The organism is Georgenia sp. X1117, from assembly GCF_057784635.1.
In genome coordinates, this window is the sequence record NZ_CM173492.1 from 2896199 (window position 1) to 2920586 (window position 24388).

The 24388-nt window shown below is 73.3% G+C and carries 29 protein-coding genes and 2 tRNA genes; 15 read left to right on the forward strand and 16 right to left on the reverse strand.

Features of this window, described 5'->3' with window-relative positions; genetic code table 11:
* Window positions 1-13: 13 nt before the first annotated feature.
* Entirely contained in the window at window positions 14-679 is a 666-nt protein-coding gene (locus AC3D3D_RS13370) for a hypothetical protein (RefSeq protein ID WP_463662948.1), read from the reverse strand.
* Window positions 680-940: 261 nt separating this feature from the next.
* On the opposite strand from AC3D3D_RS13370, the gene AC3D3D_RS13375 reads away from it, so the two are divergent.
* The 3 genes from AC3D3D_RS13375 to AC3D3D_RS13385 all read left to right on the forward strand — a co-directional run bounded on the left by AC3D3D_RS13375 (window position 941) and on the right by AC3D3D_RS13385 (window position 2706).
* Window positions 941-1636 carry a hypothetical protein gene (locus tag AC3D3D_RS13375; RefSeq protein WP_463662949.1) on the forward strand — a complete coding sequence of 232 codons (696 nt, stop codon included), beginning with the start codon at window positions 941-943 and terminating at the stop codon, window positions 1634-1636.
* On the forward strand, window positions 1629-1925 hold the full coding sequence (locus AC3D3D_RS13380) for a hypothetical protein (protein WP_463662950.1): 297 nt from the start codon (window positions 1629-1631) through the stop codon (window positions 1923-1925). Before AC3D3D_RS13375 ends, AC3D3D_RS13380 begins: the two co-directional genes overlap by 8 nt.
* Before the next feature lie 67 nt (window positions 1926-1992).
* A complete protein-coding gene (locus AC3D3D_RS13385; RefSeq protein ID WP_463662951.1) occupies window positions 1993-2706 on the forward strand; it encodes a hypothetical protein in 714 nt (237 codons plus the stop codon).
* A gap of 65 nt (window positions 2707-2771) precedes the next feature.
* Here AC3D3D_RS13385 and AC3D3D_RS13390 read toward each other — a convergent pair whose 3' ends face one another.
* Both AC3D3D_RS13390 and AC3D3D_RS13395 read right to left on the reverse strand, forming a co-directional pair.
* Window positions 2772-3161, reverse strand: coding sequence for a DUF3054 domain-containing protein (locus AC3D3D_RS13390; RefSeq protein ID WP_463662952.1), 390 nt, complete (start codon window positions 3159-3161; stop codon window positions 2772-2774).
* On the reverse strand, window positions 3158-3697 hold the full coding sequence (locus tag AC3D3D_RS13395; RefSeq protein WP_463662953.1) for a DUF4916 domain-containing protein: 540 nt from the start codon (window positions 3695-3697) through the stop codon (window positions 3158-3160). The genes AC3D3D_RS13390 and AC3D3D_RS13395 overlap by 4 nt, the downstream gene beginning before the upstream one ends.
* A gap of 193 nt (window positions 3698-3890) precedes the next feature.
* Between AC3D3D_RS13395 and AC3D3D_RS13400 the strand changes: the two genes are divergently transcribed.
* A complete protein-coding gene (locus tag AC3D3D_RS13400; protein ID WP_463662954.1) occupies window positions 3891-4739 on the forward strand; it encodes an Ltp family lipoprotein in 849 nt (282 codons plus the stop codon).
* Window positions 4740-4789: 50 nt separating this feature from the next.
* On the opposite strand, the gene AC3D3D_RS13405 is transcribed toward AC3D3D_RS13400, so the two are convergent.
* The 4 genes from AC3D3D_RS13405 to AC3D3D_RS13420 form a co-directional block, all read right to left on the reverse strand.
* Window positions 4790-4871, reverse strand: a tRNA-Leu gene (locus AC3D3D_RS13405).
* 226 nt (window positions 4872-5097) lie between these two features.
* A complete protein-coding gene (locus tag AC3D3D_RS13410) occupies window positions 5098-5595 on the reverse strand; it encodes a peroxiredoxin (protein WP_463662955.1) in 498 nt (165 codons plus the stop codon).
* Window positions 5592-6062, reverse strand: a complete 471-nt coding sequence (locus AC3D3D_RS13415) for a peroxiredoxin (RefSeq protein ID WP_463662956.1) — start codon at window positions 6060-6062, stop codon at window positions 5592-5594. Before AC3D3D_RS13415 ends, AC3D3D_RS13410 begins: the two co-directional genes overlap by 4 nt.
* Window positions 6059-7225, reverse strand: coding sequence for an MFS transporter (locus AC3D3D_RS13420; RefSeq protein WP_463662957.1), 1167 nt, complete (start codon window positions 7223-7225; stop codon window positions 6059-6061). The genes AC3D3D_RS13415 and AC3D3D_RS13420 overlap by 4 nt, the downstream gene beginning before the upstream one ends.
* 91 nt (window positions 7226-7316) lie before the next feature.
* On the opposite strand from AC3D3D_RS13420, the gene AC3D3D_RS13425 reads away from it, so the two are divergent.
* The 4 genes from AC3D3D_RS13425 (at window position 7317) to AC3D3D_RS13440 (ending at window position 10403) form a co-directional block, all read left to right on the forward strand.
* Entirely contained in the window at window positions 7317-8477 is a 1161-nt protein-coding gene (locus AC3D3D_RS13425; protein ID WP_463662958.1) for a hypothetical protein, read from the forward strand.
* Window positions 8478-8623: 146 nt separating this feature from the next.
* Window positions 8624-8695: transfer RNA gene (locus tag AC3D3D_RS13430), tRNA-Lys, on the forward strand.
* A 233-nt stretch (window positions 8696-8928) separates the two neighbouring features.
* On the forward strand, window positions 8929-9225 hold the full coding sequence (locus tag AC3D3D_RS13435; protein WP_463662959.1) for a hypothetical protein: 297 nt from the start codon (window positions 8929-8931) through the stop codon (window positions 9223-9225).
* Window positions 9226-9344: 119 nt separating this feature from the next.
* A complete protein-coding gene (locus AC3D3D_RS13440) occupies window positions 9345-10403 on the forward strand; it encodes a PRC-barrel domain-containing protein (RefSeq protein WP_463662960.1) in 1059 nt (352 codons plus the stop codon).
* 52 nt (window positions 10404-10455) lie between these two features.
* Here the strand turns inward: AC3D3D_RS13440 and AC3D3D_RS13445 are convergent, their stop codons facing one another.
* The 4 genes from AC3D3D_RS13445 to AC3D3D_RS13460 all read right to left on the reverse strand — a co-directional run bounded on the left by AC3D3D_RS13445 (window position 10456) and on the right by AC3D3D_RS13460 (window position 13573).
* A complete protein-coding gene (locus AC3D3D_RS13445; RefSeq protein ID WP_463662961.1) occupies window positions 10456-10743 on the reverse strand; it encodes a hypothetical protein in 288 nt (95 codons plus the stop codon).
* A gap of 81 nt (window positions 10744-10824) precedes the next feature.
* Complete coding sequence (locus AC3D3D_RS13450) at window positions 10825-11487, reverse strand: methionine ABC transporter permease (protein ID WP_463662962.1); 663 nt, start codon at window positions 11485-11487, stop codon at window positions 10825-10827.
* Window positions 11484-12584, reverse strand: coding sequence for a methionine ABC transporter ATP-binding protein (locus AC3D3D_RS13455; protein ID WP_463662963.1), 1101 nt, complete (start codon window positions 12582-12584; stop codon window positions 11484-11486). The genes AC3D3D_RS13450 and AC3D3D_RS13455 overlap by 4 nt, the downstream gene beginning before the upstream one ends.
* Window positions 12585-12664: 80 nt before the next feature.
* Window positions 12665-13573, reverse strand: a complete 909-nt coding sequence (locus AC3D3D_RS13460) for a MetQ/NlpA family ABC transporter substrate-binding protein (RefSeq protein ID WP_463662964.1) — start codon at window positions 13571-13573, stop codon at window positions 12665-12667.
* A gap of 200 nt (window positions 13574-13773) precedes the next feature.
* Between AC3D3D_RS13460 and AC3D3D_RS13465 the strand changes: the two genes are divergently transcribed.
* Complete coding sequence (locus AC3D3D_RS13465; protein ID WP_463662965.1) at window positions 13774-14691, forward strand: ATP-grasp domain-containing protein; 918 nt, start codon at window positions 13774-13776, stop codon at window positions 14689-14691.
* Window positions 14692-14727: 36 nt separating this feature from the next.
* Here the strand turns inward: AC3D3D_RS13465 and AC3D3D_RS13470 are convergent, their stop codons facing one another.
* Window positions 14728-15198 (reverse strand): SRPBCC domain-containing protein, encoded by a 471-nt coding sequence (locus AC3D3D_RS13470; protein ID WP_463662966.1) that lies wholly within the window; start codon window positions 15196-15198, stop codon window positions 14728-14730.
* A gap of 94 nt (window positions 15199-15292) precedes the next feature.
* Window positions 15293-15415, reverse strand: a complete 123-nt coding sequence (locus tag AC3D3D_RS13475; protein WP_463662967.1) for a hypothetical protein — start codon at window positions 15413-15415, stop codon at window positions 15293-15295.
* A 78-nt stretch (window positions 15416-15493) separates the two neighbouring features.
* Between AC3D3D_RS13475 and AC3D3D_RS13480 the strand changes: the two genes are divergently transcribed.
* The 6 genes from AC3D3D_RS13480 to AC3D3D_RS13505 all read left to right on the forward strand — a co-directional run bounded on the left by AC3D3D_RS13480 (window position 15494) and on the right by AC3D3D_RS13505 (window position 20962).
* Window positions 15494-15871, forward strand: a complete 378-nt coding sequence (locus AC3D3D_RS13480) for an ArsR/SmtB family transcription factor (RefSeq protein WP_463662968.1) — start codon at window positions 15494-15496, stop codon at window positions 15869-15871.
* Window positions 15872-15953: 82 nt separating this feature from the next.
* A complete protein-coding gene (locus tag AC3D3D_RS13485) occupies window positions 15954-16604 on the forward strand; it encodes an SRPBCC domain-containing protein (protein WP_463662969.1) in 651 nt (216 codons plus the stop codon).
* Window positions 16605-16873: 269 nt separating this feature from the next.
* Complete coding sequence (locus AC3D3D_RS13490) at window positions 16874-17956, forward strand: iron-siderophore ABC transporter substrate-binding protein (protein ID WP_463662970.1); 1083 nt, start codon at window positions 16874-16876, stop codon at window positions 17954-17956.
* A gap of 38 nt (window positions 17957-17994) precedes the next feature.
* Window positions 17995-18978, forward strand: coding sequence for a FecCD family ABC transporter permease (locus AC3D3D_RS13495; RefSeq protein WP_463663014.1), 984 nt, complete (start codon window positions 17995-17997; stop codon window positions 18976-18978).
* Complete coding sequence (locus AC3D3D_RS13500) at window positions 18975-20120, forward strand: FecCD family ABC transporter permease (RefSeq protein ID WP_463662971.1); 1146 nt, start codon at window positions 18975-18977, stop codon at window positions 20118-20120. The genes AC3D3D_RS13495 and AC3D3D_RS13500 overlap by 4 nt, the downstream gene beginning before the upstream one ends.
* Window positions 20117-20962: an ABC transporter ATP-binding protein gene (locus tag AC3D3D_RS13505; RefSeq protein WP_463662972.1), complete on the forward strand. Its 846-nt coding sequence runs from the start codon at window positions 20117-20119 to the stop codon at window positions 20960-20962. The genes AC3D3D_RS13500 and AC3D3D_RS13505 overlap by 4 nt, the downstream gene beginning before the upstream one ends.
* A gap of 40 nt (window positions 20963-21002) precedes the next feature.
* Here the strand turns inward: AC3D3D_RS13505 and AC3D3D_RS13510 are convergent, their stop codons facing one another.
* The 3 genes from AC3D3D_RS13510 to AC3D3D_RS13520 are packed head-to-tail and all read right to left on the reverse strand — an operon-like array spanning window position 21003 to window position 24357.
* Complete coding sequence (locus AC3D3D_RS13510; RefSeq protein ID WP_463662973.1) at window positions 21003-22277, reverse strand: glutaminase; 1275 nt, start codon at window positions 22275-22277, stop codon at window positions 21003-21005.
* Between the two features lie 42 nt (window positions 22278-22319).
* The gene (locus tag AC3D3D_RS13515; protein ID WP_463662974.1) at window positions 22320-22955 is read right to left on the reverse strand and encodes a histidine phosphatase family protein; all 636 of its coding nucleotides are present in this window, start codon (window positions 22953-22955) and stop codon (window positions 22320-22322) included.
* A 1-nt stretch (window position 22956) separates the two neighbouring features.
* Window positions 22957-24357 carry a PEP/pyruvate-binding domain-containing protein gene (locus AC3D3D_RS13520; RefSeq protein ID WP_463662975.1) on the reverse strand — a complete coding sequence of 467 codons (1401 nt, stop codon included), beginning with the start codon at window positions 24355-24357 and terminating at the stop codon, window positions 22957-22959.
* Between the last annotated feature and the right edge of the window lie 31 nt (window positions 24358-24388).

A 24388-nucleotide genomic window follows, 5' to 3' on the forward strand; every position in this document is an offset into this window, starting at 1 on the left:
ACCCGAGGAGCGGTCAGGCTCCGCGGGCGCCTGCGCCACCGTGGCGCTGCAGACCGGCGGCCCGTTCGGCGATGTCGGGGCGGTGGTGGGCGACCCACTCGCCGATCCGGCCGTCGGGCCACCGCTCGTCGAGCTGGGCCAGCGGGATGGCGGTGCGGCTCTCGCCCGACGTCGGGTCCTGGCCGTAACGGGCGGGGTCCTGCGCGTAGGTCCTGGCGGCCAGCGGACCACCGGTGACCGTCGTCGTACCGACTCCCACCAGACCGACGCCGACCGGCCGCAGGATGCTGAAGCCCGCGGTGGGCTCGCCGCCGCCGATCGGTTCGATCGTCGGCACCACCTCGGCCGCACGGACGTCCTCCCACCGCATCGTCCGCACCGAGGCGTCGCCGGTGTAGCGCAGGCCCTCGGGGGACAGGACGAGCTCGACCCCCTCCGCGACCGACCGGCCGGCCCGACGACCGAGCCAGGAGATGAGCGCCGTGGACACGGCTGCGCCGATGACGGCGACGAGCGGCGCCCACGGCACGTCCGCCAGGGAGAACAGGGCCAGGTACAGCAGGGCGGTGGCGGCACCGAGTGCGAGCGTCCGGCTCCATGAGCTCGTCAACCGGGCCGCGGCGTGCCTCGACCCGGTCCCGGGGGTGAAGGTCTCCGGTCGGCTGAGGTTGTCTTCCATCCGGTCCCCTCGTGGTGGCGGATTGCATGTCAGCGGCCCTGGGCCGCGAGTGGCGCGCCGCGAGAGCGGCACGTCGGAGAGAGTGCGAGCCTACGCAAGGTCGCGGGGCGTGCGCCGGTCCATCGCGTACGTCGACTCCCGAGATCTCGGGGGAGGAGTCCCCCGGCAAGTGGTCACCCAGGGCGCGACGACGAGGCAGGATGGATCCCCAAGAACGGCCCTTCAAGCGCGGGCCTCCACCGAAGGAGCTACAACACCCCCATGGATCCCAGCACGGACGCACAGCACGAGGGTGAGGACGAGGATCGGTTGATCCTCGTCATGGTGGATGACGAAGCTCGGGTGATCGGGCTCACGCTCGACCCTGAGTGGACGGCCGTCGTCGGCGAGGCGCGGCTCGGCGATGCCCTGGTGTCGGCGCAGCGGGCCGCGGTCTCCGCACGCGATGCGGCGCAGCTCGCCGAGACTGACGTCGCCAGCCTGCTCCGTCGGCTCAGCGTGCTGACCTCGATGTCGCGCGAGGAGCTCACCGAGCATGTCGGTGGCGCGGTCCCGGACGCACCGTGGCGTTCGCACGGATCGGAGACGAACGTCGACCTGCTCGACCCGGGTCTGCGCGCGGAATACTCCGACCGGCTCCGGCAGATCCACCAGGAGCCGGACGAGGTCACCTCGGGCGACGGGCTGCTGCGGATGCAGGGGGTGTCGGGCCGTCCGACCGGGCTGGACATCTCGCGCGGGTGGGGCACCAGGTACGGCGTCCAGCATCAGGCCACGCAACTCTTCGACCTGCTCGTCGGGCTCCAGGAGCGCCACGACACCCGGCTCGGACGGCTCGAGGAGGAGTTCCCCGGGCTCGGTGCGAGGCAGCAGGACATGATCGATCGCGGGCTGTCACTGGTGCGGGGCGTGCCGCTACCGGAGGAGTCCGACGGACAGAGAGGAAGCCATGGCTGACATCGAGATCACCTACAGCGTCGTGCGTGGGGTCGCCACGACGTGGGACAGCACGCTCGCCGAGGAGTACACCAGCCTCAAGGGCCGCGCGGAGTCGTTCACGGTCGACAGCGGGTCCTGGAATGGTGGCGTCGGCGGGGTATACGACGACATTCGGCTCAAGATGGCTGCCGTGGCCGGTGGCGGTAGCGAGGAGATGGACCTCATGGCCGGGGCGCTGACCGCGGCGTGCGACCACTACCAGGAGACGGACGAGGAGTCCGAGTACGAGTTCGACTCGAGGACCTGAGCACCCACCCGGCACGAGCGTGCCCACCACGGACAGCTATTACGTCACCACCTGAGGAGCAACCAACATGTCGTCAGCAGAGTTCGTACGGTCGGAGCTTCGACGCATCTCGGGGGAGTTGCGCGACGCCGAGACCGGTCTGCGCAACCTGCCTAGCCAGGTGCCGGCCGCGATCAGCGGTGCGATCAACGGGCCGGCCAACGACCTGGCGAACAGCTGCGGGGACGCGGCCGCCGATGCGGACCGGGTCGAGCTCGTCGTCCGTGACGACGCGGCCGTACAGCAGGCGAAGGACGACTGGATCGCCTGGGCCGATACGGTGCTTGAGACCATCACCGATCTCAACGGCACAGAGATCAGACCGGAGGACTGGTCGGGTGACGGGGCACTGTCGTACGCCAACGCTCGGACGCCGCAGAACTCTGCCGCGACGTTCATCGAGCAGCATGCGCGCGCGATCGCGGAAGAGCTGGAGATCTACGGGAACGCGATCGACGATCACCGCAACGGCGGACTGTGGTTCGTCGGCGAGGTGGTGCTCTTCCTCGTCTCGGTCGTCGCGATCCTTGCGAGCCCGACGACCCTTGGCATCTCGGCGGTGCTTGGCATCATCGGTCTTGTCGGATCGATCATCATGATGATCAAGACGGTGGTCGGTCTGCATGAACTGGCGAATCAGCTGAAGGACTCGACGCCGTTCGACGAACTGCTGGCGACGATCTCGAGCACGCCCAACCTGCGGTCCGGCGAGTGGCCGTACGCGCTCAAGGCCAAGGACTGATCGGATCGACCGGGCGCCGTATGGTCACGTCCGCGTGAGGTCGCCGTTCATCGGTGGAGCGGCCATCAGGATCGGTCGGCCCGAGCCCGCCGCACGAGGCCGAGGACGACGCGCCAGCCAAGCAGGAGCGCGCCCAGCACGCCGGTGGCGACGAGGACGAACGACCACGCGGTCCCGCCGCCAGTGACCGCGCGGAGCACCATCCCGAGCGCGACCGTGCCGAGCCAGATGGACACGCCGGCCGGCCACAGGGACCAGGTCACCGAGCGCACGGACGCCACCGCGGTCACGATGACGAGCGCGGCGAGGAAGGGCCAGGCGACCCGCACGATCCCGGCCAGGACGTCGCCGTCGTGGGACGCGATCCCGGCGGAGGCGAACACGAGGACGGCGGCGCCGTCGACCAGGAGCGTCCACCAGCTGCTGCGAAGGCCGGGCCGCGCCGCCTCGGTCATGAGGGCAGGCGGCCCAGGTGCGCGAGCGCGCGGCGCAGCAGGTCGGCGTGCCCCTCGGACATGTCGGCGGTGATCTCCGGGGTGACGGCCTCGCGGGCGGTGAACCAGCCGAGCTCGAGGGTGTCGTTGGAGGGGCGGCAGTCGCCGGCGACGGGCACCACGTAGGCCAGGGACACCGCGTGCTGGCGGGGGTCGAGGTAGTGCTGGCCCGGGGTGGGGAAGTACTGCCCTACGGCGAACGGCACCGGCGACACCGGCAGCTGGGGGAGCGCGAGCGGGCCGAGGTCCTTGTCGAGGTGCCGGACGAGCGCCTGACGGACGGTCTCCTGGAACAGGATCCGTCCGGAGACGAGCTCGCGGGTGATCGTCCCCTCGGGGCGGGCACGCATGAGGAGGCCGATGCCCTCGAGCTCACCGTTGTCGCCGACCCGGACGGGCACGATGTCGACGTAGAGCATCGGGACCTTGCGGCGGACGAGGTCGAGGTCCTCCTCGGACAGCCAGGGGCCCATGTCGTCGGACGCGATGTCGCTCACCCGTCGTTTCTACCCCGACCGGCCCTCTCGACGCGACCTGCCACGCGGACGGTCGAGGCTTCGACGCGCGTGCGTGGGTGGGATCTCATGTGGTGGTCGTCGCAAGCAGGTCCGCGCCCGCGAGAACGCAGTTAGCCTCAGCTCAGTCCCGCATTCGATGACGTCGGGATCCCCCCTCCTGAAGGACAGTCCGATGACCGCGCATTACTCCCCGGATCAGAACCCCTACCAGCCCCAGCCTCCGACGCCCGAGGTGCCGGCCGACGTCCCGCAGAAGAAGAAGCGGCGGTGGATCGCCGTGACGGCGGCCGCCGTGATCGGGTTGTTCGTGGGCGTGGGGATCGGGACGTCGCAGGCGAGCGATCCCTCGCTCGTCGAGGCGCGCGAGGCCGCCGAGGAGGAGGCACAGGACGCCCGCGACGCCCTCGCCGAGGCCGAGAGCGAGGCGCAGGATGCCCGGGACGCCCTGGCCGAGGCCGAGGCCGAGGGGGAGGCGCAGGATGCCCTCGATGCGCTCGCCGACGCCGAGGGGGACGCGGAGGACGCCCGCGGCGCCCTGGCGGACAGCGAGAGCGAGGTCGACGAGCTTCAGGCTCAGGTGGACGAGCTGAACGGGGCGATCGCCCAGGCGGACACGAGCACCGGCGGTGGCGACCAGAGCGCTGCGCCGACCGAGGTGGACGCGAGCGGCGACGCCGGCGCGCCGGCTGCGGCTCCGGCCGAGCCCCAGCCCGAACCGGACAGCTCGGGGGGCTCTCTCGCGCAGCAGAACGCGGTCGGCTCGGCCGAGAGCTACCTCAGTTACTCGTCCTTCTCGCGCCAGGGCCTCATCGACCAGCTGATGTACGAGGGCTACTCGGTCGAGGACGCGACGTACGCCGTGGACGCGGTGTCCGTCGACTGGAACGAGCAGGCTGCGTTGACCGCGGAGGACTACCTCAGCTTCATGTCGTTCTCCCGCCAGGGCCTCCTGGACCAGCTGCTCTTCGAGGGCTTCAGCCAGTCCCAGGCTGAGTACGGACTGGCGGCCGTCGGCTACTGAGGGCCGGCGCCCCCCCCGACAGCCCGCCGGGAGATCGTCGACGGACAGGGTGCGCGAGGCGGGACTCGAACCCGCACGCCCGAAGGCACCAGGACCTAAACCTGGCGCGGCTGCCAGTTACGCCACTCGCGCGCGTGGGCTCGCGCCCACGGGGGATGAGCCTACGACGTCGGGCGTCGCCGCCCGACGTCGTGGCGCCCCATCGGCGGGCACGACCGAGTCACGCAGCCCCGGGCCTCGCAGCCTGTTGGCCGCGCAGTCCCTGCCCGCGCAACAACCGGCCGTCCGACGACCGGCCGCCCGACGATCGGGCCACGCAACAACCGGCCGCGCGAGAACCGGCAACGCAATGACCGGATCAGCCCGCGGCCAGTCCGAGCTCGCGGGCGAGCAGCGCCATGTGCCCCTTGGCGCGCACGTTGTACCGCGCCCAGGTGACGACGCCGTCCGGGTCGAGCACGACTGTCGAGCGGATGAGCCCGTCGTAGGTGCGCCCGTAGTTGACCTTCTCGCCCCACGCGCCCCAGGCCTCGGCGACCGCATGGTCGGGGTCCGAGAGCAGGGGGAACGGCAGCGCGTCCTGCTCGACGGCGCGCGCCAGTCGCTCGACCGGGTCCGGCGAGATCCCCACGATGCCGTAGCCGGCGCGCGTGAACACGTCGTGCCGGTCGCGCGCGTCGCAGGTCTGCTGCCGGCAGGCGGGGGTCAGTGCCTGCGGGTAGAAGTAGACGATCAGCCCGGTGCGTCCCGTGCGCAGCAGGGCGCCGAGGTTGCGGCTCCTGCCGGTGTGGGCGGTGAGGGAGAAGTCCGGCGCGGTGTCACCGACCGCGAGGCGGGCGTCCGTCCCTGCGGTCACGCGCCCAGGACCTCGCGCAGCCGGGTGACGTGCCCCTCGGGGTCCACGCCGTACTCGACGTGGCTGAGGCGCATCTCGGGGTCGACGACGAAGGTCGAGCGCATCGTGCCGGTCCGGGTGCCGCGCGGGCTCTCGAAGGTGCCGTAGGTGTCGTAGGCCTCCGCGACGGCGTGGTCCTCGTCCGAGGCGAACGGGAACGACACGTGGTTGTCCTGCGCGAAGGTGACCAGCTCCTCGAGCGGGTCGGTCGACACACCCACGACGGCGTAGCCGGCCTTCTGCAGCGCCGCCTCGTTGTCGCGGAAGTCGCAGGCCTCGGTGGTGCAGCCCGGCGTGGCGGCCTTGGGGTAGAAGTACACGATCACGCCGCGGTGGGCGGGTGCGAGCTCGGAGAGCCGGACGCGCGAACCATCGTGGGCCGGCAGGTCGAAGTCGGGAGCGGCATCGCCGGTGGTGAGGCTTCTCATGCCCCCATGGTGGCATCCCCGCCGGGTCCCTGCCGGTGCGACCGAGGTAAGGACACCACCAGCAGACCCACCGCGACGACCCCGGCCAGCAGCAGTCCGACCGCCAACGGCGAGCGTTCGAACAGGGGGAGCAGGAGGGGTGCGGCGGCGCCCCCGCCGAACTGCGCCGCCTGCGCCACCGAGGTGGCCCCGGCGTCGTTGTCCGGGGTCGAGCGCAGGGCCAGGCTCGTGGTCATCACCCGCACGCCGGTGGCGGCCGCACCCGTGAGCGCCACCGAGGCCACGAGCACCCACAGCAGCGGCGCGACCTGGGTGGTCACCGCGCCCGCGGCGAGCAGCAGGGCCGCCACCGCACCCATGGCCAGGACCCCGACCCGGTCGGCGAGCACCCCCGAGCCGCGGGCCGCGAGGAAGCCGGCGATGCCGAAGGCCACCGCGACCAGGCCACGCGCCTCGGGACCGAGGCCGAACCGTTCGGCGGCGATGAGCGCACAGGCCACGACGACGAAGTTCGCCGCCAGCTGCGCGGAGGCGGCCATGAGGGCCGTCGAGCCCAGGCGCACGTTGAGCAACGCGAGCCAGGAGACTCGGCGCGGCGCGTCCGCTGGCCGCTCGCCGGAGGGGGTGGCCACCGCCAGGACGAGCGCCACCACGGCGGTGGCGACGAAGGCCAGGCGCCAGTCGATCCCGGCCGCCAGGCCCCCGGCGAGCGGCGCCAGCGCCTGGCCGGCCGCCTGCGCCGCCGCGAAGGTGCCCAGGGCGCGGCCGACCTGGTCCCGGCCCGTGGCCGCGACGACCAGCGTGATGAGCACCGGGGTGAGGAAGGCGTTGGCCGCCCCCTGCAGCCCTCGGGCACCGAGGAACCAGCCGAGCGTGGGCACCAGCGCGCAGGCGAGCGAGGCCAGCGCATAGACGAGGTAGCCGATCCGCACCACGCTCGCCCGGTCCCACCGGGCCGCGACGGTGCCCGAGACCAGCAGCAGTGCGGCGAAGGGCGCGAGGTACCAGGTGATCGACAGGGAGGCGCCGTGGACGGTGGCCCCGAGCCCCTCGGCGAGCTCGGGCAGCATCGTGGAGACCATGCCGCCCCCGAAGGGCCCCATGAAGCCGCCCACCACGAGGAGCCAGGCCCGCCCCGGGGCGGCAGGCTGCGGCGTCGTCACCGGCCCAGGCTAGGCCCGGGGCGCCGGTACGGCGGGACGACGCGGTTGCGGTGGGACACTGTGCCGACTGCGGCGCGGCAAGGGAGCGGACATGAGGCAGGTACGTCGGCGGAACGGCGCTCGGGGCACGGTCATGGCGGGCGCAGCCCTGCTCGCGCTGGCCGCCTGCGGGGGTGGATCGACCGGCGACCCGGATGGATCGACCGGCGACCCGGGTGGTTCGACGAGCGACCAGGGCGACCCGGGCGACGACCAGGCTGGTTCGACCGACGGGCTCGACACCGGGGACGGCTTCACCGTCGTCGGGGCGCTCGCGGAGGTCCCTGCCGTGCCGGTCGACGAGGAGATCTTCCTCAGCGCCGCCGACCTCGACGCCGTGTGCGAGGCGAACGGGTGCGAACGTCCCGACGGCGCCGACGACGAGGAGGCGGTGAGGACCTGGGTCAGCGCGATGCGACCGACCGGGCGCGATGCCGGGGGGCAGGCCGCCGTCTACCTGCCCGAGGTGCTCCTGGCGAACGGGTCGCCCCATGCCGAGCTGGCGGATCAGCTGGGGTGGTCGCTTGTCGACGTCGGGTCGTTCGTAGCGCTGGACCTGGCGCCACGGCTCTTCGTCGTCGCGCAGGGCCCCGAGCAGCTCGCACCGGACCTGCTCGAGACCGGTGACGGCATCCGGTCGACCGCCGACGGCGAGGATTTGGCCGTCGACCTCCAGAACGGCACCCCGGCCGACCGGCTCGGGCGCTCCGTGCGGCTCGCCCAGCTCGAGGACCGGGTCGCGCTGTCGCTGACCACGCCCCCGGTGGAACAGTGGATCGAGGGACCCGAGCGCTCCCTGGCGGACGACGAGCGGCTCAGCGAGGTCGCCGAAGCACTCGACGACGCCGACGCCGTCTCCGCGGTCGTGGTCGCGATGGACCTCTCCGGCGCCGGGGACGCGGCACTCCCGGCGTTCCGGTCCGTCGCCGTCGGCTGGTCCGGCGCCGACGACGCCGGGATCACGATCGCCTACGGCACCGACTCCGAGGAGGCGGCGCAGGAGCTGGCCGACTCCTTGATGTCGCTGCTCGAGGAGGGCTCCGGGACCACCTCTGTCGTCACCGGTGCGCCGCTGGAGGACCTCCTCACGCTCGACGTGGCGAGCGCGGACGGGACGGTCGCCGCGGCCACGGTGCGGCCGACCGAGGGAACGAGGCCCACCGTCGTCCTGGACATGCTGACCAGCAGGGACGTGCTGTTCACCCACCGGTGACCGGCGCGGACCGGCCGACGCGGTCCCGCTGTGCGTGACCTCACGGCGAACAACGGGCGTCCGGGCTGGGGTCGGCGGCGTCGTCACGGTAATGTTGTCGCTCGGCCCGAGAGGATCCTGCCGCGCGCAGGAGAGACCCGGACCATGCACCGCTAGCTCAACGGCAGAGCAGCTGACTCTTAATCAGCGGGTTCTGGGTTCGAATCCCAGGCGGTGTACCGAGCAGGGCCCCGGTCGCGACATCATGCCGCACCGGGGCCTTCGTCGTCCCCGGGTGACGGCGGGCCCCGTGGACGCGGCCGTGGTGCTGCCGGACGGTCGTTCTCGCAGTGCGCTCCGGTGCGCGCTGGAGTAGCGTCGCGGTGAGGGCGAGGTCACGGTCACACCGGCCCGCCTCGTCGCCGCTGGCGGCGGGCCGTCACGGACTGCCGCTGTCCCCAGGAGGCACGAGATGAGTCACCACGGCAAGCACGTCAAGGATCCGCACGAGCACGGCGAGACGCCGGACGACCGGCGGCAGGCCGAGCACGGCGAGGCGCCGGACAACCCGCACGCCGAGCACAGCGAGCGATCGCTCTACACCCACGACGGCGGTCAGGTCGGCGGCGGGATGGGCTCCACCCACGACGGCGGCGTCCTGGGCGGGGCGGGTCGCGAGGGCGACGTCGACGGCTCGGTCCCGCCCGACGCCCCCGTCCACCGCGACACCTACTCCGACGGCACACACGTCACCCGCGACGGCGCCTGACCAGCCCCCGCGCCGGACCGCGCCCCGACCGCCGGAGCCACGGACGAGTGACCGGCGGCGCCCGGACGCGCGATCGAGACCGATCACCCACCTGACCGCACGACGACCGAGGGAGACGCATGATCAGCATCAACGACGTCGGAGGCATCCTCGCCGCGAGGACCCCCGTGCGCGGTACGGACGGCAAGATCGGGTCGGTGGGACAGGTGTTCCTCGACGACGCGAGCGGCGACCCGACCTGGCTTACCGTCAACACCGGGCTGTTCGGCACCAAGGAGTCCTTCGTGCCGTTGGAGGGCGCGAGCTACCAGGGTGACGAGATCGCCGTCCCCTTCGACAAGGACACGGTGAAGAACGCCCCGCGCGTGGACGTCGACGAGAGCCTCACCCCCGACCAGGAGTCCGCGCTGTTCGCGCACTACGGCGTCCAGGGTCGGTACGCCGACGGGTGGGACCAGCGCCCGGAGGCCCAGCTGCCGAACGACCGTGAGCCGCAGCCGTCCGCCGCCGGTGCGCCGTCGAGCGGTGCGCGGGACGGCGTGGGCGTGCCGGTGGCCGGTGGCCCGCACGCCGACGTCCCGCCCGGAGAGGCGCACGCACCCGTGGCGGCGACGCCGGACGCCGGTCCCGCCTCGCCGCAGCGCGCGGCGGAGGTCCCCGGCCCGCAGGAGGAGCGGGTGGTCGAGCAGCGCGGACCCGCGCCGGTCCCGATCCCCACGGGCGGGCCGGCCGACGGCGCACCGGTGGGGCAGGAGCCTGTCGGCCATGAGCCGGTGGGCCATGAGCCGGGCGTCCCGGCACGCGCGGGCCACGAGCCGGTCGCTCCGGCACCTCCGGGCCACGGGCGGGTCGACGGCGCGCCGGCCGGCGCTGCCCCGCCCGCCCCGGCGCCGGCTGGTCACGAGCCCGCTGGTCACGAGCCCGCGGGCCACGAGCCGCCTGCTCATGAGCCGCCCAGGTCCGACGCGCACGGGTCACCCGCCGAGGGTGCGGGCGAGCGTCCCAGCGGTCGCATGCGGCTGCGCCGCTACACGGTCACCGAGACCTACGCGGAGGACGGCACCGTCGTCACCAACGAGGACATCCACATCGAGCGCGACCCGGGTGCCGAGGCCGGGCGCGCGTCCGGCGCCGGGCCCGAGCACGGCGACGAGCAGGGGCGGCACGCCCGACCCTGATCCAGACGCTCACCCATGAGCCCGGTACCGCGACCTCGTCGTGGTGCCGGGCTCATTTGCGCATCCGACGGCTTGCCTTGCCCCCGGATCGCGACCGCGACCGCCCTGAGCCGAAGCGACCACCCGAGCTCGACCGCCTCGAGCGCCCCGAGCGGGAACGGCTCGAGCCGGAGCGGCGCGACGTGCCCCAGCTGCTGCCGTAGCGGTTCCGGCGCCGCCTGTCGTACCCGTACCCGCCACCTCCGCCGGCGCCACGCATGATGAGGCGGACGATCTGGAACACGACGGCCACGACCACGATGACGATGACGAGGCCCGGGGAGATGCCTGAGGAGCTCATCGCGCCATGGTGCTCGGCCGGCGTGCCCGGCGTCATCCGCCCGGACCGGGGAGAGCGCCCCAGGTCGGCCCGCGGGGGTCCTCAGCGGCGCATGACCTTCCGGGCGAGCCAGTTGCCGAGGAACTGCACGCCCTGGACGAGGATGACGATGACGACGACTGTGATGACGGTCAACCACCAGTCGAACCGCTGGTAGCCGTACTGGAGCGCGAAGGCCCCCAGCCCGCCGCCCGAGATCATGCCCGCCAGGGCGGACATGTCGACGATCGCCACGAAGATGAACGTGTAGCCCAGGATGAGCGGCCCGAGCGCCTCGGGCAGGACGACGGTACGGATGATCCGCCACGGCGATGCCCCCATCGCGCGCGCCGCCTCGATGAGGCCGGGGTCCAGCGCGACGAGGTTCTGCTCGACGATCCGACCGGTGGCGAAGGAGGCCATCACCGCGGCCGGGACGATGAAGGCCTCGGTGCCGATCCGGCTGCCGACGATCGAGATCGTCACCGGCCCCATCACGGTGAGGAAGATGATGAACGGGATCGGCCGGACGAAGTTCGTCAGGACGTTGAGCAGCCCGAACACCCACCGATTGGCCAGCACGCCGCCGCGGCGGGTGGCGTACAGCAGGGTGCCCAGGACGAGACCGACGACGCCGCCGACGAGCAGCGTGGTCCCCACGATCTGCAGGGTGACGAGGAAGGCCTCGAGGAAGACCTCCCAGTTGTTCTCCCAGTCGAACTTCATCGCGTCCCCTCCTCGGTCCCCAGGCTCGGCAGCGGGGTCTCGCCCCCGGGCGGTGGTCCGTCGTCGTGGGGCTCGTGGACGGTGACGTCGGCGGCCCGGCGCAGGTCGGCGACGAGGGCCTCGACGTCGTGACCGTCGCCGGTCAGCGCGAAGGTGAGCGAGCCGATGGGGCGGTTGCCGACGTCGGTGATCCCGCCGTAGACCATGGCCGCCCGCACCCGGGGGTGATCGCCGAGGGTCTGGGCGATGACGGCCGAGGAGCCGCGCTCCTCACGCACCGCCACCGTGGCGAGCACGGCGTCGGGGTGGGATGAGGCGATCGCGGCGAGGGTGTCGTCACGCGGGACGTCGCGCAGGGACGTGGCGACGAACCGCCGCGTCGTGCCGTGCTGCGGGTCGGCGAAGATGTCGTACACGGTCCCGGACTCCACCACGCGGCCCAGCTCCATCACCGCCACCCGGTCGCACAGGTGCTTGACGATGTCCATCTCGTGGGTGATGAGCACGACGGTCAGGCCGAGCTCGTCGTTGATGCGGCGCAGGAGACCGAGCACCTCGCGGGTGGTCTCGGGGTCGAGGGCGGAGGTGCACTCGTCGGCCAGGAGGATCTTCGGGCTCGGCGCCAGCGCCCGGGCGATCCCCACGCGCTGCTTCTGCCCCCCGGAGAGCTGCTCGGGGTAGGCGCGGGCCTTGTCGGCCAGCCCGACGAACTCCAGAAGCTCGGTCACGCGGGCGCGCCGCTTCTCCGCGGGCCAGCCGGCCAGGCGGAGCGGGTAGGCGATGTTCTCGCTGACGTTCTTCGAGCTGAACAGGTTGAACTGCTGGAAGATCATGCCGATCTCGGGGCGCACGACTCGCAGCCGGCGCTCGCTCAGGGCGGAGATCTCCTCGCCGAGCACGGTCACCCGACCGCTGGTCACCGGCTCGAGGCCGTTGATGAGCCGCACGAGCGTGGACTTGCCCGCCCCGGACCAGCCGATGACGCCGAAGATCTCCCCGGCCGCGACGTCGAGGCTGACGTTGCGTACGGCATGGACGGCGCCGGACCGGGCCTCGAAGGTCTTCGACACGTCGTCGAAGGAGATGACTGTGCTCATGGGGTCCTTCATGGTGGCGGCGGAGCGCGCCGGTGCGCGCTCCGCCGAACGGTAGCGGCCGGTGGGCCGCGGTGTGCCGGTCAGCCCTCGGACAGCGAGGCCTCGACCTCGTCGAGGATCTCCTGCAGCTCGGCCGGGTCCTGGTCGGCGATCGACGCCGTCCCGCCCGAGCTCTCCTGCAGGGCGTCGATGACGGACTGGTCGTGGAAGAGCTCGACGAGGCGGGCGTAGGTCTCGTTGTCCGCCTCGTCCGGGCGGGAGACGAACACGTTGATGTAGGGGCGCGCGCCCTCGGACTCGGCGGAGTCCTCGAAGATCGCGTCCGACGGCGAGAGGCCGGCGTCGGAGACGAAGTCGTTGTTGACGATCGAGGCGGCCACCGAGTCCAGCGCGACCACGGTCTGGTTGGCGTCCATCGGGGCGACCGTCACGCGCGAGGCGCCCTCGTCGATGTCGGTGGGGTCGGGGACCACGCCGACGTCGTCGTTGAGGGCGATGAGCCCGGCCTCCTCGAGCACGAACAGGGCGCGGGCCTGGTTGGTGACGTCGTTGGGGATGGCGATCTCGGCGCCGTCCGGGATCGATTCGACGTCCTCGTGCTCGTTCGAGTACAGCCCCAGCGGATAGACGGCGGTGGCCCCGATCGGGGTGAGGTCGTCGCCGGTGGCGTCGTTGTGCTGGGCGAGGTAGAGGATGTGCTGGAACTGGTTGAGGTCGAGGTCGCCGTCGGCCAGCGCGGGGTTGGGCTGCGTGTACTCGGTGAAGTCCTCGATCTCGATGTGGATGTCCTCCTCGGCGGCCAGCTCGGTGAAGATGTCCCACTGGGGGTCGGAGGCCCCGACGACGCCGATGCGGATGGGGTCGTCCTCGCTGCCGGCGGCGGCGCCCCCCTCGCCCTCGTCGTCGGAGGAGCAGGCGGCGAGCGTGAGCGGCAGCGCGGCGGCGAGGGCGACGAGCGCGGCGGCGCGGCGAGGGCGGCGAGTGGTCATGATGATCCCTGTTCGTACGGAGGGCCCGGGGGAGTGCCCGGCGGAACGGGAAGTACTGTGCGGCCCGCGGCGGCGGTGGCGCGCCCCGCGACGACCGCATCTCACATGCTGACCATGACGGTGTGACCTGGGTGACGGGACGGACCCGGTGTGCGTGGCGCCGGACGCGTCCGGGCCGCGGGCGCGGGTAGATTGCGAGCATGTCGACGACGCCAGTAGTCACCCTTGCCACGTGGTCCGGCGCCCCGCACCTCAGCGAGGACGAGGCGGGACTGCCCGAGGCCCTGCGGGCGCGCGGGATCGATGTGCGCGTGCGGGTGTGGGACGACCCGACGGTGGACTGGGACGACGCGGGTCTCGTCGTCGTGCGGGGTGTGCGTGACTACGCCCAGAAGCTCGACCAGTTCCTCACCTGGATCAACTCGCTGCGACGGGTGCTCAACCACCCGGACGTCATGACGTGGAACACCGACAAGCACTACCTGCTCGAGCTGGAGAAGCGGGGGATGCCCATCATCCCGACCCAGTGGCTCGAGCCGGACGCCGGGTACAGCAAGCACCAGATCCACTCGCGGATGCCCGCCTTCGGCGACTTCGTGGTCAAGCCGGCGATCTCCTCGGGCGGCCGGGGGACCGGGCGCTACACCTCGACCGACGCCGCCTCGCGGCAGGAGGCGATCCTGCACGTCGACCGGCAGCTGCGGAAGGGGCGCTCCGTCATGGTGCAGCGCTACCTCGAGCACATCGACCGCGAGGGCGAGATCTCGCTCATCTACTTCAACGGCCTCTCCGAGCACATGGTGGTCAAGGAGGCGATGCTCCACCCCTCGTTCCGGTCGGTCGACGACGTGCACGAGGAGGTCGTCTCCTCGCGGGAGGCCTCGGAGGAGGAGTGGCGCTGGGGCGAGCAGATCCGCAAGGCCATCCACGGCTACATCAAGGACCGCATCGGCCGCGACGAGCAGCTGCTCTTCTGCCGGGTGGATCTGGTCCGCGATGGCAAGGGCGGCTTCTACGTCATGGAGATCTCGCTCATCGACGGCTCGCTGTACCTGGGCGCCGTCGACGGCGCGCTGGAGGCCTTCGCCGACGCGATCGCGGTGCGCGCGTTCTGGTAGGCCCCTGGGCGGAGTCATGGCGGACCCCTGGGTGGGTCAGGGTCCGGCGACCGCCGCGGCGAGGAGGTTGAGCGACTCCTCGAGGCTCTCGCGCGGGATGGCGGGGAAGACCGCCGCCAGCTCCGGGTCGGACACCTTCGACCAGTCGTAGGTGAGGGAGACGTCGGTGGCGGCGCCACCGTCGGCGGCCTTGAGCTCGTAGAGCCACTCCCAGCCGCCGGGACCGTCGGCGTCGACGCTGCTCGGCTGCCAGCCGACCATCGTGTTCGTCTCGTAGGCGGTGACGTGGTTGCGCATCTGGTAGTCCCCACCCTGGGACTCGGCGTGCATGTTCATGACGAAGGTGTCGCCGACCTGCTGGATGCGGTCCGAACGGTCGTCGCTGCGGACGGTGCCCGAGCCGTCGAACTCGCGGTGGCGCTCGGGGAGGGTGAGGAGGTCGAAGATCTCCTTCGACGGGGCGTCGATCCGACGGGTCACGGTCAGGGAGGTCGTCTCGTTGCTCATCCCCTCACTGTGCCGCCCCACCGGCGGGCGCGCATCCCGGGCGCCGGCTCACCGGTGGGTGCGTCGGGGCGCAGCGCCCCGACGCACCGACGGGTCACATGCAGCCGCAGCCCTGACCGCCGCAGCAGCCCCCACCGGAGGCGGAGACGTCGGTGAGGCGGAAGGAGGTGCCGGCGGTCTGCTCCTCGATACGTGCGGTCGGGTCCGTGGTGGACATGTGGTGCTCCCTTCGTCCGGTGCGTGCGGGATCCCGCACCCCTCAAGCGTATCGACAGACGTCGATACGATGCGACGTATGACGGACGGATGCGGACCGGCGGCGGCCGGCAGTGGCGACGAGGAGGGTGTCGACGGCGACGTCGCGGCCTGCTGCGTCCCGCCGGCCCGGGCGATCGACCCCGGTGGTGCCGCCGCGGTCGCCGCCGTGGCCAAGGCGCTGGCCGACCCCGTGCGCGTGCAGCTCTACGTCGCCATCGTGGCCGACCCGGGCGGCCGCGTCTGCTCGTGCCACATGCCCGCCCTGCTCGGCGTCGCCCAGCCCACCCTCTCCCACCACCTCTCGAGGCTGGTCGCGGCAGGCCTGGTCGAGCGCGAGAAGGTGGGGCGGTGGGCGCACTACACGGCCGTCGACCACCCGCTGGCGCGCGCCGTGCTGGCGGCGGCGGGCGGCTGACGCTTGCGGGTCAACGGCGGTGAGCCACGGCTCGCGGCGTTGCAGCGTTGCGCGGCGGGACGAGGCTTGGCACCGTGGTCGGGTGAACCTCGAGGAGCAGATCGCCGCCGTCCGCCGCAGCGTGGAGACGGCGGAGGCGGGGTACGTCGTCGTGCTCGCGCAGTCCTTCGCCGCCCAGGCGGCCGACCTGTGGGCGGCCTGCACCGACCCCGAGCGGCTCGCACGATGGCTCGAGCCCGCCGAGGGCGACCTGCGTGAGGGGGGCCGGTACCGGCTCACTGGCAGCGGGACGGAGGGCACCGTCCTGCGCTGCGTCGAGCCCGGCGCGCTCGACCTGACCTGGGAGTTCGCCGGTGAGGTCAGCGATCTGCGGATCGCGGTGGTGCCCGCCGGGGGCCGGACGGTGCTCGAGCTGCGCCACACCGTCCCCGACGACGAGCACTGGCAGACCTTCGGACCCGCCGCGACGGGCATCGGCTGGGACGGCGCCTTCCTCGCGCTGGCGCTGTTCCTCGCCGGCGACCCGCGCTCGACGCCGGAGGCGATGGGCACCTTCAGCGCCTCGCCTCCGGGGCTGCGCCTGGTCACCGAGCTCTCCCGCGCCTGGGGGGCGGCCGACCTCGAGGCCGGGACCGACGCCGAGGACGCGCGCGACCGGGCCGCCCGCGCCGCCGCGTTCTACCGCGGCGAGGCGACCGGCGAGGCCGAGGAGCAGGCCGGTCGGGGCGAGTGACCGCGACGGCCTCCGCGCGGGGAGCCCGACGGGCCGACGACTGCACCTGTCCGGAACGTGGGCACCGACGTCGCATGCGGACTTAGGATAGACTAACCTTCCCTCCGGCTGATCCGAGCGGTCGGTGCGACGAGTTCCTGCGCGTCGCGCGGACCGCCGAGGACCGGCTGCCACCCGTGGCGACCCACGGCCCGGGCCCCTGCGGCCGGGCGCGTCGACGTCGTCCGGGTCGGCACCTGCACATCCGGAACCGAAGCGGAGCCCGCCCGATGTCCCACAGCCCTGCCCCGCGCCGTCGCCACCTCGCGGTGACCGGCGCGCTGTCCACCGCCCTCCTCCTGGCCGCCTGCGGCGGCGGCGGTGACGCCGATCCCGCCGAGTCCGGTTCGGGCGGCGCAGGCTCGGACCCGGCGGGTGCAGGTAGCGACGAGGAGTTCACGCCCGTGACGATCGAGCACGCCCTCGGCGAGGCGGTCATCGAGGAGCGGCCCGAGCGGGTCGTCACCCTGGGGCAGGGCTCGACCGAGACGTCGATCGCCCTCGGCGTCACGCCCGTGGGCATGGAGGAGTACCCCTGGGGCTCGGACGAGACCGGCTACATGCCGTGGATCTACGAGGCGGTCCAGGAGCGCGGCGACGAGCTGCCCGAGCAGTTCACCGGCGCCACCGAGCTCGACGTCGAGGCCATCCTCGAGCTCGACCCGGACGTCATCCTCGCCCAGTGGTTCGGCCTGACCCAGGAGCAGTACGACATCCTCACCGACATCGCGCCCACGGTCGCCTACGACGAGCAGCCCTGGGTCGTGACCTGGCAGGACCAGATCGAGACCAGCGGCACCGCGCTCGGCCAGGAGGACGCCGCCCAGGGGCTGATCGAGGACATCGACGCCCAGTTCGAGGAGGCGGCCCGCCCCGAGTACGCGGACTACACGTTCTCCTACATCTACAACTCCGGCCCGGGCACGCTCGGGGTCTTCTTCGCCGACGAGCAGCGGGTGGCGATGCTGCGGGGCATGGGCCTGACCGTCGACCCGGTGGTCGACGAGCTGGGGGAGTACGAGGTCCCCGGCACCGACTCGGCGATGATCGGGCTGGAGAACGCGGACATGCTCGCCGACTCCGACCTCGTCTTCACCTTCTACTCCGACGAGACCAACCGCGCCGAGACCGAGGCCCAGGACCTCTACGCCGCCATCCCGGCCGTCGAGGCCGGAGCCGTCGTCGCGCCGACCGACCAGCCCTTCGTCACCGCCTCCTCCCTCATCAACCCCCTCACGGTGCCCTGGGTCATCGAGCGGTACGGCCCGATGATCGACGAGGCCATCGAGAGGGCCGACGCGGCCGGGCGGTGAGTCGCCTCGCCCGACGACGGCTGGCCGGGCGGCGTCGGATGTCGCCGTGGCTCGCCCTGGGCGCCTCGGTCGTGGCGCTCCTGGTGATGGCGTGCGTGAGCATGGTGCTCGGCAGCCGCGAGACCGACCTCGTCGGCACGTGGGAGGTGCTGCGCGGCCGCGGGGAGGATCACCTCGCCTCGGTGCTGGCCGCGAGGTGGCCGCGCACCGTCGTCGGGGCGATGGTCGGTGCGGCCCTGGCCGCCTCGGGCGTCGTCATCCAGGGACTGACGCGCAACCCGCTCGGCGAGCCGGGACTGCTCGGCGTGACCTCGGGGGCGTCGGCGGCCGTGGTCACCGCCACCGCCTTCCTCGGGTTCTCCGGCGGCGCCGCCACCACGTGGGTCGCACTGCCCGGGGCGGTGCTCGCCGTGCTCGTCGTCTACGTGCTCGGCCGGCCCGCCCGCACCGACTCCGTGCTGCCGCTCGTGCTGGCCGGCGCCGTCGTCGCGGCCGTCCTCGAGGCCTACGTGCAGACCCTCATCCTCAGCCGGCCCGACGTGTTCGACTCCTACCGGCACTGGATGGTCGGCTCCCTGGCGGGGGTGACCTTCGAGACCCTGTGGTCGGTGCTGCCCGCGCTGCTGGCCGGGCTCGTGCTGGCCTCGCTCGTCGCCCCGGGGCTCAACACGCTCGCCCTCGGCGACGACGTCGCGCTCTCGCTCGGCACGCCCGTGCGCCTCCTGCGCGCCGCCGGGATCGCGGCCGCCACCCTCCTGGCCGCGGCGGCGACGGCGGCGGTCGGCCCCATCCTCTTCGTCGGCCTCGCCGTGCCGCACCTCGTGCGCGGCCTCGTCGGGTCGGACCACCGCTGGCAGCTCGCCGTGTCGGTCGTGCTCGGCGCGGTGCTGCTCATCGCCTCCGACGTCGTCGCCCGCGTCATCGCCCGGCCCAACGAGCTCCTTGTCGGCGTGGTCACCGCCTTCGTCGGGGCGCCGTTCCTGCTCATGGCCGTGCGGCGCGGGCGGGTGGTCGCCGAGTGAGCACCACCGAGGACGTGGTCGGTCGGGGACGGGTGGACCGCCCGGGTCGACGGCGCGGTGCAGGCCGGCCGCGGCGTACGGGCCGGGCGGCCGGCCCCGGTGCGACGACGGCGCGGATCCGCCTGCTGCGCGTGGGCGGCGTCCTCGCCCTGCCCGTCACGACGCGCGGCCTGGTGGCCGGTGGCGTCGCCGCGCTCGTCGTCGTGACCCTCGCCCTGACCACGCTGGCCTGGGGGCCGCTCGGCGTCGGACCCGGCGACCTCGTGGCGCTCGCGCGCGGCGAGGCGGACGGCACGGTCCAGTTCGTCCTCGAACGCCTGCGCGGCCCGCGCGTGCTCGTCGCCGTGGGCGCGGGTATCGCCCTCGGGCTCGCCGGCGCGCTGTTCCAGACGGTCACCCGCAACCCGCTGGGCAGCCCCGACGTCATCGGCCTGGGCGCCGGTGCCGGGGCGGGCGTCGCGGTGGCCGCCGTGGTGTGGCCGGGCGCCGTCGCACCCCCGATCGGTGCGCTCGCGGGGGCCGCGGTGGCGACCGGGCTCGTCTACCTGTCGACCGGGCTCGGGTTCGCCTCGCCCGCGCGGGTCATCGTCACCGGCATCGCCGTGGCCGCCATGTCGCACGCCGTCATCCAGTACGTGGTCGCCGTCGCGCTGCGGGACTCCGCGACCGAGCTCGCGGCGTACCGGGTGGGCTCCCTCAACTCGCGCAGCCTGGAGCACGTGCTGCTCGTCGGTGGGGCGCTCCTGGTGCTCGTGCCCTGCGTGGCGGCGCTCAGCCACCGTCTGCGGACGATGGACCTCGGCGACCAGCTCGCCGACACCCTGGGCGACGGCGCCGTACGGACCCGCACCCTGGCGATCGTGCTCTCGGTGCTGCTCGCCGCGGCGGCCGTCACCGTGGCCGGGCCCGTCGCGTTCATCGCGCTCTCGGCGCCGCACATCGCGCGCCGGATCGTGCGCACCCCGGGGCCCGCCCTCGTCCTGTCGGCCCTGGTCGGCGCGATCATCATGCTCGCCGCCGATCTCACCGTGCAGCAGGTGCCCGCGTTCGAGGACCTGCCCGTCGGCGTCATCACCGCCGGGGTGGGCGGGGTGTACCTGGGCTATCTGCTCGTCGTCGAATGGAGGAGGAGCTCGGCATGAGCGAACCGAAGGAGACCGCAGCGGGCGAGGGCGGCGGGACGTCGTCGTCGCTCCGGCTCGAGGGGGCCACGGTCGGCTACGGGGAGAAGGTGGTCCTGGACGGGCTCGACCTTGAGCTCCCCGCGGGCGGGTTCACCGCCGTCATCGGACCCAACGGCTGCGGGAAGTCCACCGTGCTGAGGACCCTGGCGCGCACGCTCCGGCCCACCTCGGGCGCGGCGCTGCTCGACGGGCGTCCGCTCTCGGCGTGGCGCTCGCGTGCGATCGCCCGCCGCATCGGCCTGCTGCCGCAGGACCCGGTGGTGCCGGACGGGATCTCCGTGGGCGCGCTCGTCGCGAGGGGCCGGCACCCCTACCACTCGCCGCTGCGGCAGTGGCTGCCCGGCGACGACGCGATCGTCTCCGCGGCCATGGCCGCCACGGGGGTCGAGGAGCTGGTCGACGAGCGGGTCGCCAGCCTGTCGGGCGGGCAGCGCCAGCGGGTGTGGATCGCGATGATCCTCGCCCAGGAGACCGAGTTCGTGCTGCTCGACGAGCCGACCTCGTTCCTCGACCTCGCCCACCAGGTCGACGTGCTCCACCTGTGCCAGGACATCCGTGCCGGCGGTCGGACCGTCGTGGCCGTGCTGCACGACCTCAACCAGGCGGCCAGGTACGCCGACCACCTCGTCGTTATGCACGAGGGCCGGGTCGTGGCCGCCGGCGAGCCGGCCGACGTGCTCGACCGCGAGCTCGTCGCCGAGGTGTTCGGCCTGGCCTGCGAGATCGTCCGCGACCCGCAGAGCGGCACCCCGATGGTCGTGCCCGAGCGCCGGGCGGAGGCCGCTCCCGGGACGGCGTGAGGCGGTCGCCCGGGGGTGCGGCGCCGCCGGACCGCAGTGGTCAGTGGGCGATCTCGTCGAGCGAGGAGGCCAGGTGCACGCCGTCGGGCATCTCCTCGGGTGAGATCAGACCCGGGAGGCCCACCAGCCACACCGCGCGGCCCTCCTCCGCGAGCCGGCGGACGAGGTCGCCGAGCATGCGACCGGCGGTCGCGTCCACCGAGGTCGTCGACGTCGTGTCCACGACGACGGCGCGCCCCTCGCGCAGGTCCTCGGCGACGATCCGCACCACCGCCTCGACGCTGGAGAAGCGCAACGGACCCTGGAGCTCGAAGCGGGTGCCCCGGGCGCCGTCGGGCAGGTCGATGCCCCGCCGGTCGCGGATGACGGAGCGCGTGAGCGGGGGCACGCTCATGAGGTGCAGCCCGAAGTCGTGGCTGAGCCGCTCGAAGATCTCCACCCCGCGGGCGCTCGAGCCGTGCTCGTCCAGCGGGGGCGAGAACGAGGCGATGCCGAGCTGGCCGGGCAGCGCGCCGATGAGGCCGCCGCCCACACCGCTCTTGGCCGGGATGCCCACGTCGGTGATCCAGTCGCCGGCCGTGTCGTACATCCCGCACGAGAGCATGACGGACAGGGTCTGCCGCACGACGTCGTGGGGCACGATCTGTTCCCCGGTCAGCGGGTTGGTGCCCGCGTTGGCCAGCGTGGCCGCCATGACCGACAGGTCGCGCGAGGTCACCCGCACCGCGCACTGGCGCGTGTAGCCGCGCACCGCCGTGTGGGCGTCGGTGCCGAGGATCTCGTACCCGGCGAGCATGTGGGCGATGGAGTAGTTGCGGTGCGCCGTGCCCATCTCCGAGTCGTAGACCTTCTCGTCCACGCTCAGGCGCCGCCCGGCGAACGCCGACAGGCCGGACAGGATCGCCTCGTCCCGTTCGTCGTCGGTCATGTCCGGATCGCCCACGAGGGTGTGGGTGGCGATCGCGCCGGCGTTGATCATCGGGTTGTAGGGGCGCTTGGAGACCTCCTCGAGGGTCATCTCGTTGAAGGCCTCCCCGGTGGGCTCGACCCCCACCTTGGCCTCGACGGCCGACTTCCCCCGGTCACGCAGCGCGAGCGCGTAGACGAACGGCTTGGAGACGGACTGGATCGACAGCTCGACGTCGGCGTCGCCCGAGGCGTAGGTGACGCCGTCGGAGGTGGTCAGGGCCAGGCCGAGCAGCGACGGGTCCACGCCGGCGAGCTCGGGGATGTAGGTGGCCGGCTCGCCCCTGGCGGGTCCGGTGGCGGTGGCGGCCAGGATCTCGTCGAGGTACTCGGCGACCGGGGAGCGCATGGCCTCATCGTCACACGTCGGGAGGGGCGCGGGGCGGTCGGGTCAGGGGAGGTCGGCGTCGGGGAACCCCGTCCAGCGCAGGTCGTGCGGCAGGTGGCTCATGTCGTTGAACATCACCAGCGACGGCGGCTGCCCGGGGCGGTGCTCGAGAACGGTGAGCGCGGCGTTCGCGCTGCGGAGCCCGAGCCAGCGCGCGGTCGGCGCCCCGAGGGCGTCCCGCACCAGCCAGGCCACCGGGTAGTCGTGGGTGACCAGCACCTCGTGCGAGTCCCGGCGCGGTCGATCGGTGGCGTCGCCGGAGCCGGCGGGATTGCCGGAGTCGGCCGCGGCCGCGCCGAAGCGGGCGACGAGCGCGTCGGCGGTCCGCCGCCCCGCCTCGGCCTCCGCTGCGTCGTACCCGTCGAAGAAGCCGGCGCTGCCGGCCGGCATGTCCTCGTGCGCGGGGACGTGGGGGACGTGATCCACGAGCTCGTCGGCGGCACGCACCTCGGCGCGGGGCAGGTGCCGGGCGAGCCCGAGCGCGGTGTCCGCGGCCCGGGGGAGCGGGGAGTGCCAGATCCGCTCGACGGGGAACCGGCCGAGCCGCCCGCCCAGCAGATCGGTCTGCCGGCGGCCGACGGCCGTGAGCTCGCCGAACGGGTCGGCCGCCCCGTGGCGCAGGAGGTAGAGGCGTCGCACGTCAGTCCTCGTCCCGGTCGGTTGCGCGGTCGGGGATGCGGGAGCGGTTCGGGTTGCTGTCAGCGCGGGCTCGCGTCACCCGGCCGGCGCGCCCGTCGATCGCGAGGTGCTCGTCGTCGCGCAGCAGCGTCGTCGCCCCGGGGACGCCGAGGACGGCGGGGATGCCGAGCTCGCGCGCGACGATCGCCGCGTGCGAGAGCGCGCCGCCCGTCTCGGTGACGACCGCGGCGGCCACGCGCAGCAGCGGCGTCCACGCGGGATCGGTGAACCGGCACACGAGCACGTCCCCGGGGAGCACCCGGCCGAAGTCCGACGGACCGAGCACGACCCGCGCGGGTCCGCCCGCCGTCCCCGCGCTGCCCGGGATGCCCTCGAGCGACTCGGAGCGGCTCCGTGCGCGGGGGACGGGCGCGGCTCGTTCGGGCAACGGTGGCGGTTCGACCGTGACGGGGCGGGCCTGGAGCAGCCAGACCGTCTCGCCGACGACCGCCCACTCCACGTCCTGCGGGCCACCGGTCAGGGTCGCGACCTCGTCGCCGAGGCGGGTGAGCGTCCGGGCGGTCCCCTCGGCCAGGACGGGGCGCGTGCGGTCGGCGTCGGGCACGTCCGTGGTGCGCAGCCCGCCGACGGCGCGGTCCAGGCGCGTGCGCTTGTCCGCGACGTCGACCCGCACCGTCCCGTCCCCGCCCACGCGGTAGCGGTCCGGAGAGACGGTGCCCCCGACGACGCCGGGCCCGAGTCCCCAGGCGGCCTCGATCCGCGTCGGTTCCCCGGCCCGCGCGGGCGTGAACATGACTCCCGAGGCGTCGGCGTCGACGAGCTGCTGGACGAGCACCGCCATCGCAGCGGCGTCGGGGCTGACTCCGTGGTCCGCTGGGTTGCTGCCGGGGGGAGGGGCGGACGTGGACGGCGCACCGGCGTCGGGGCCCGCGTGGTCGGCACGTGCGAGGTCGGCGCCCGCGTGGTCGAGCGCGCGCTCCGAGCGCAGCGAGGCCCAACAGGTCTCGACGGCGGCGACCACGGCGTCGGCCCCGCGCACCCCCAGCACGCTCGTGTAGAGCCCGGCGGACGAGCGGACGGCGCCGTCCTCCCCGTCGGCCGAGGAGCGGACGGCGACGGTTCCGAGGTCGAGATCGGCGAGGGCGCGGGCCAGCGCGGCGCGCAGCGCGTCCGGGACGGACGGCGGTCGTGCGGGTTCCACCACGGGTCCCGGCGGGAGGTGCGCGGCGTCCCGCGAATGGGGCCCGGCCTCGTCGAGCGCCGCGCGGTCCGCCTTGCGATAGGCGTCGAACGGGACGACGACGCCGTCGGGCACCGGAAGACCGGCCCGGAGCAGGGTGGCCAGCGAGGCGGCCTTGTTCCCACAGCGTGCGCGGTCAGCATCCCTCAGCGGGACGAGCATCGCGACACCTCCTCAACAGAATGTTGACAAC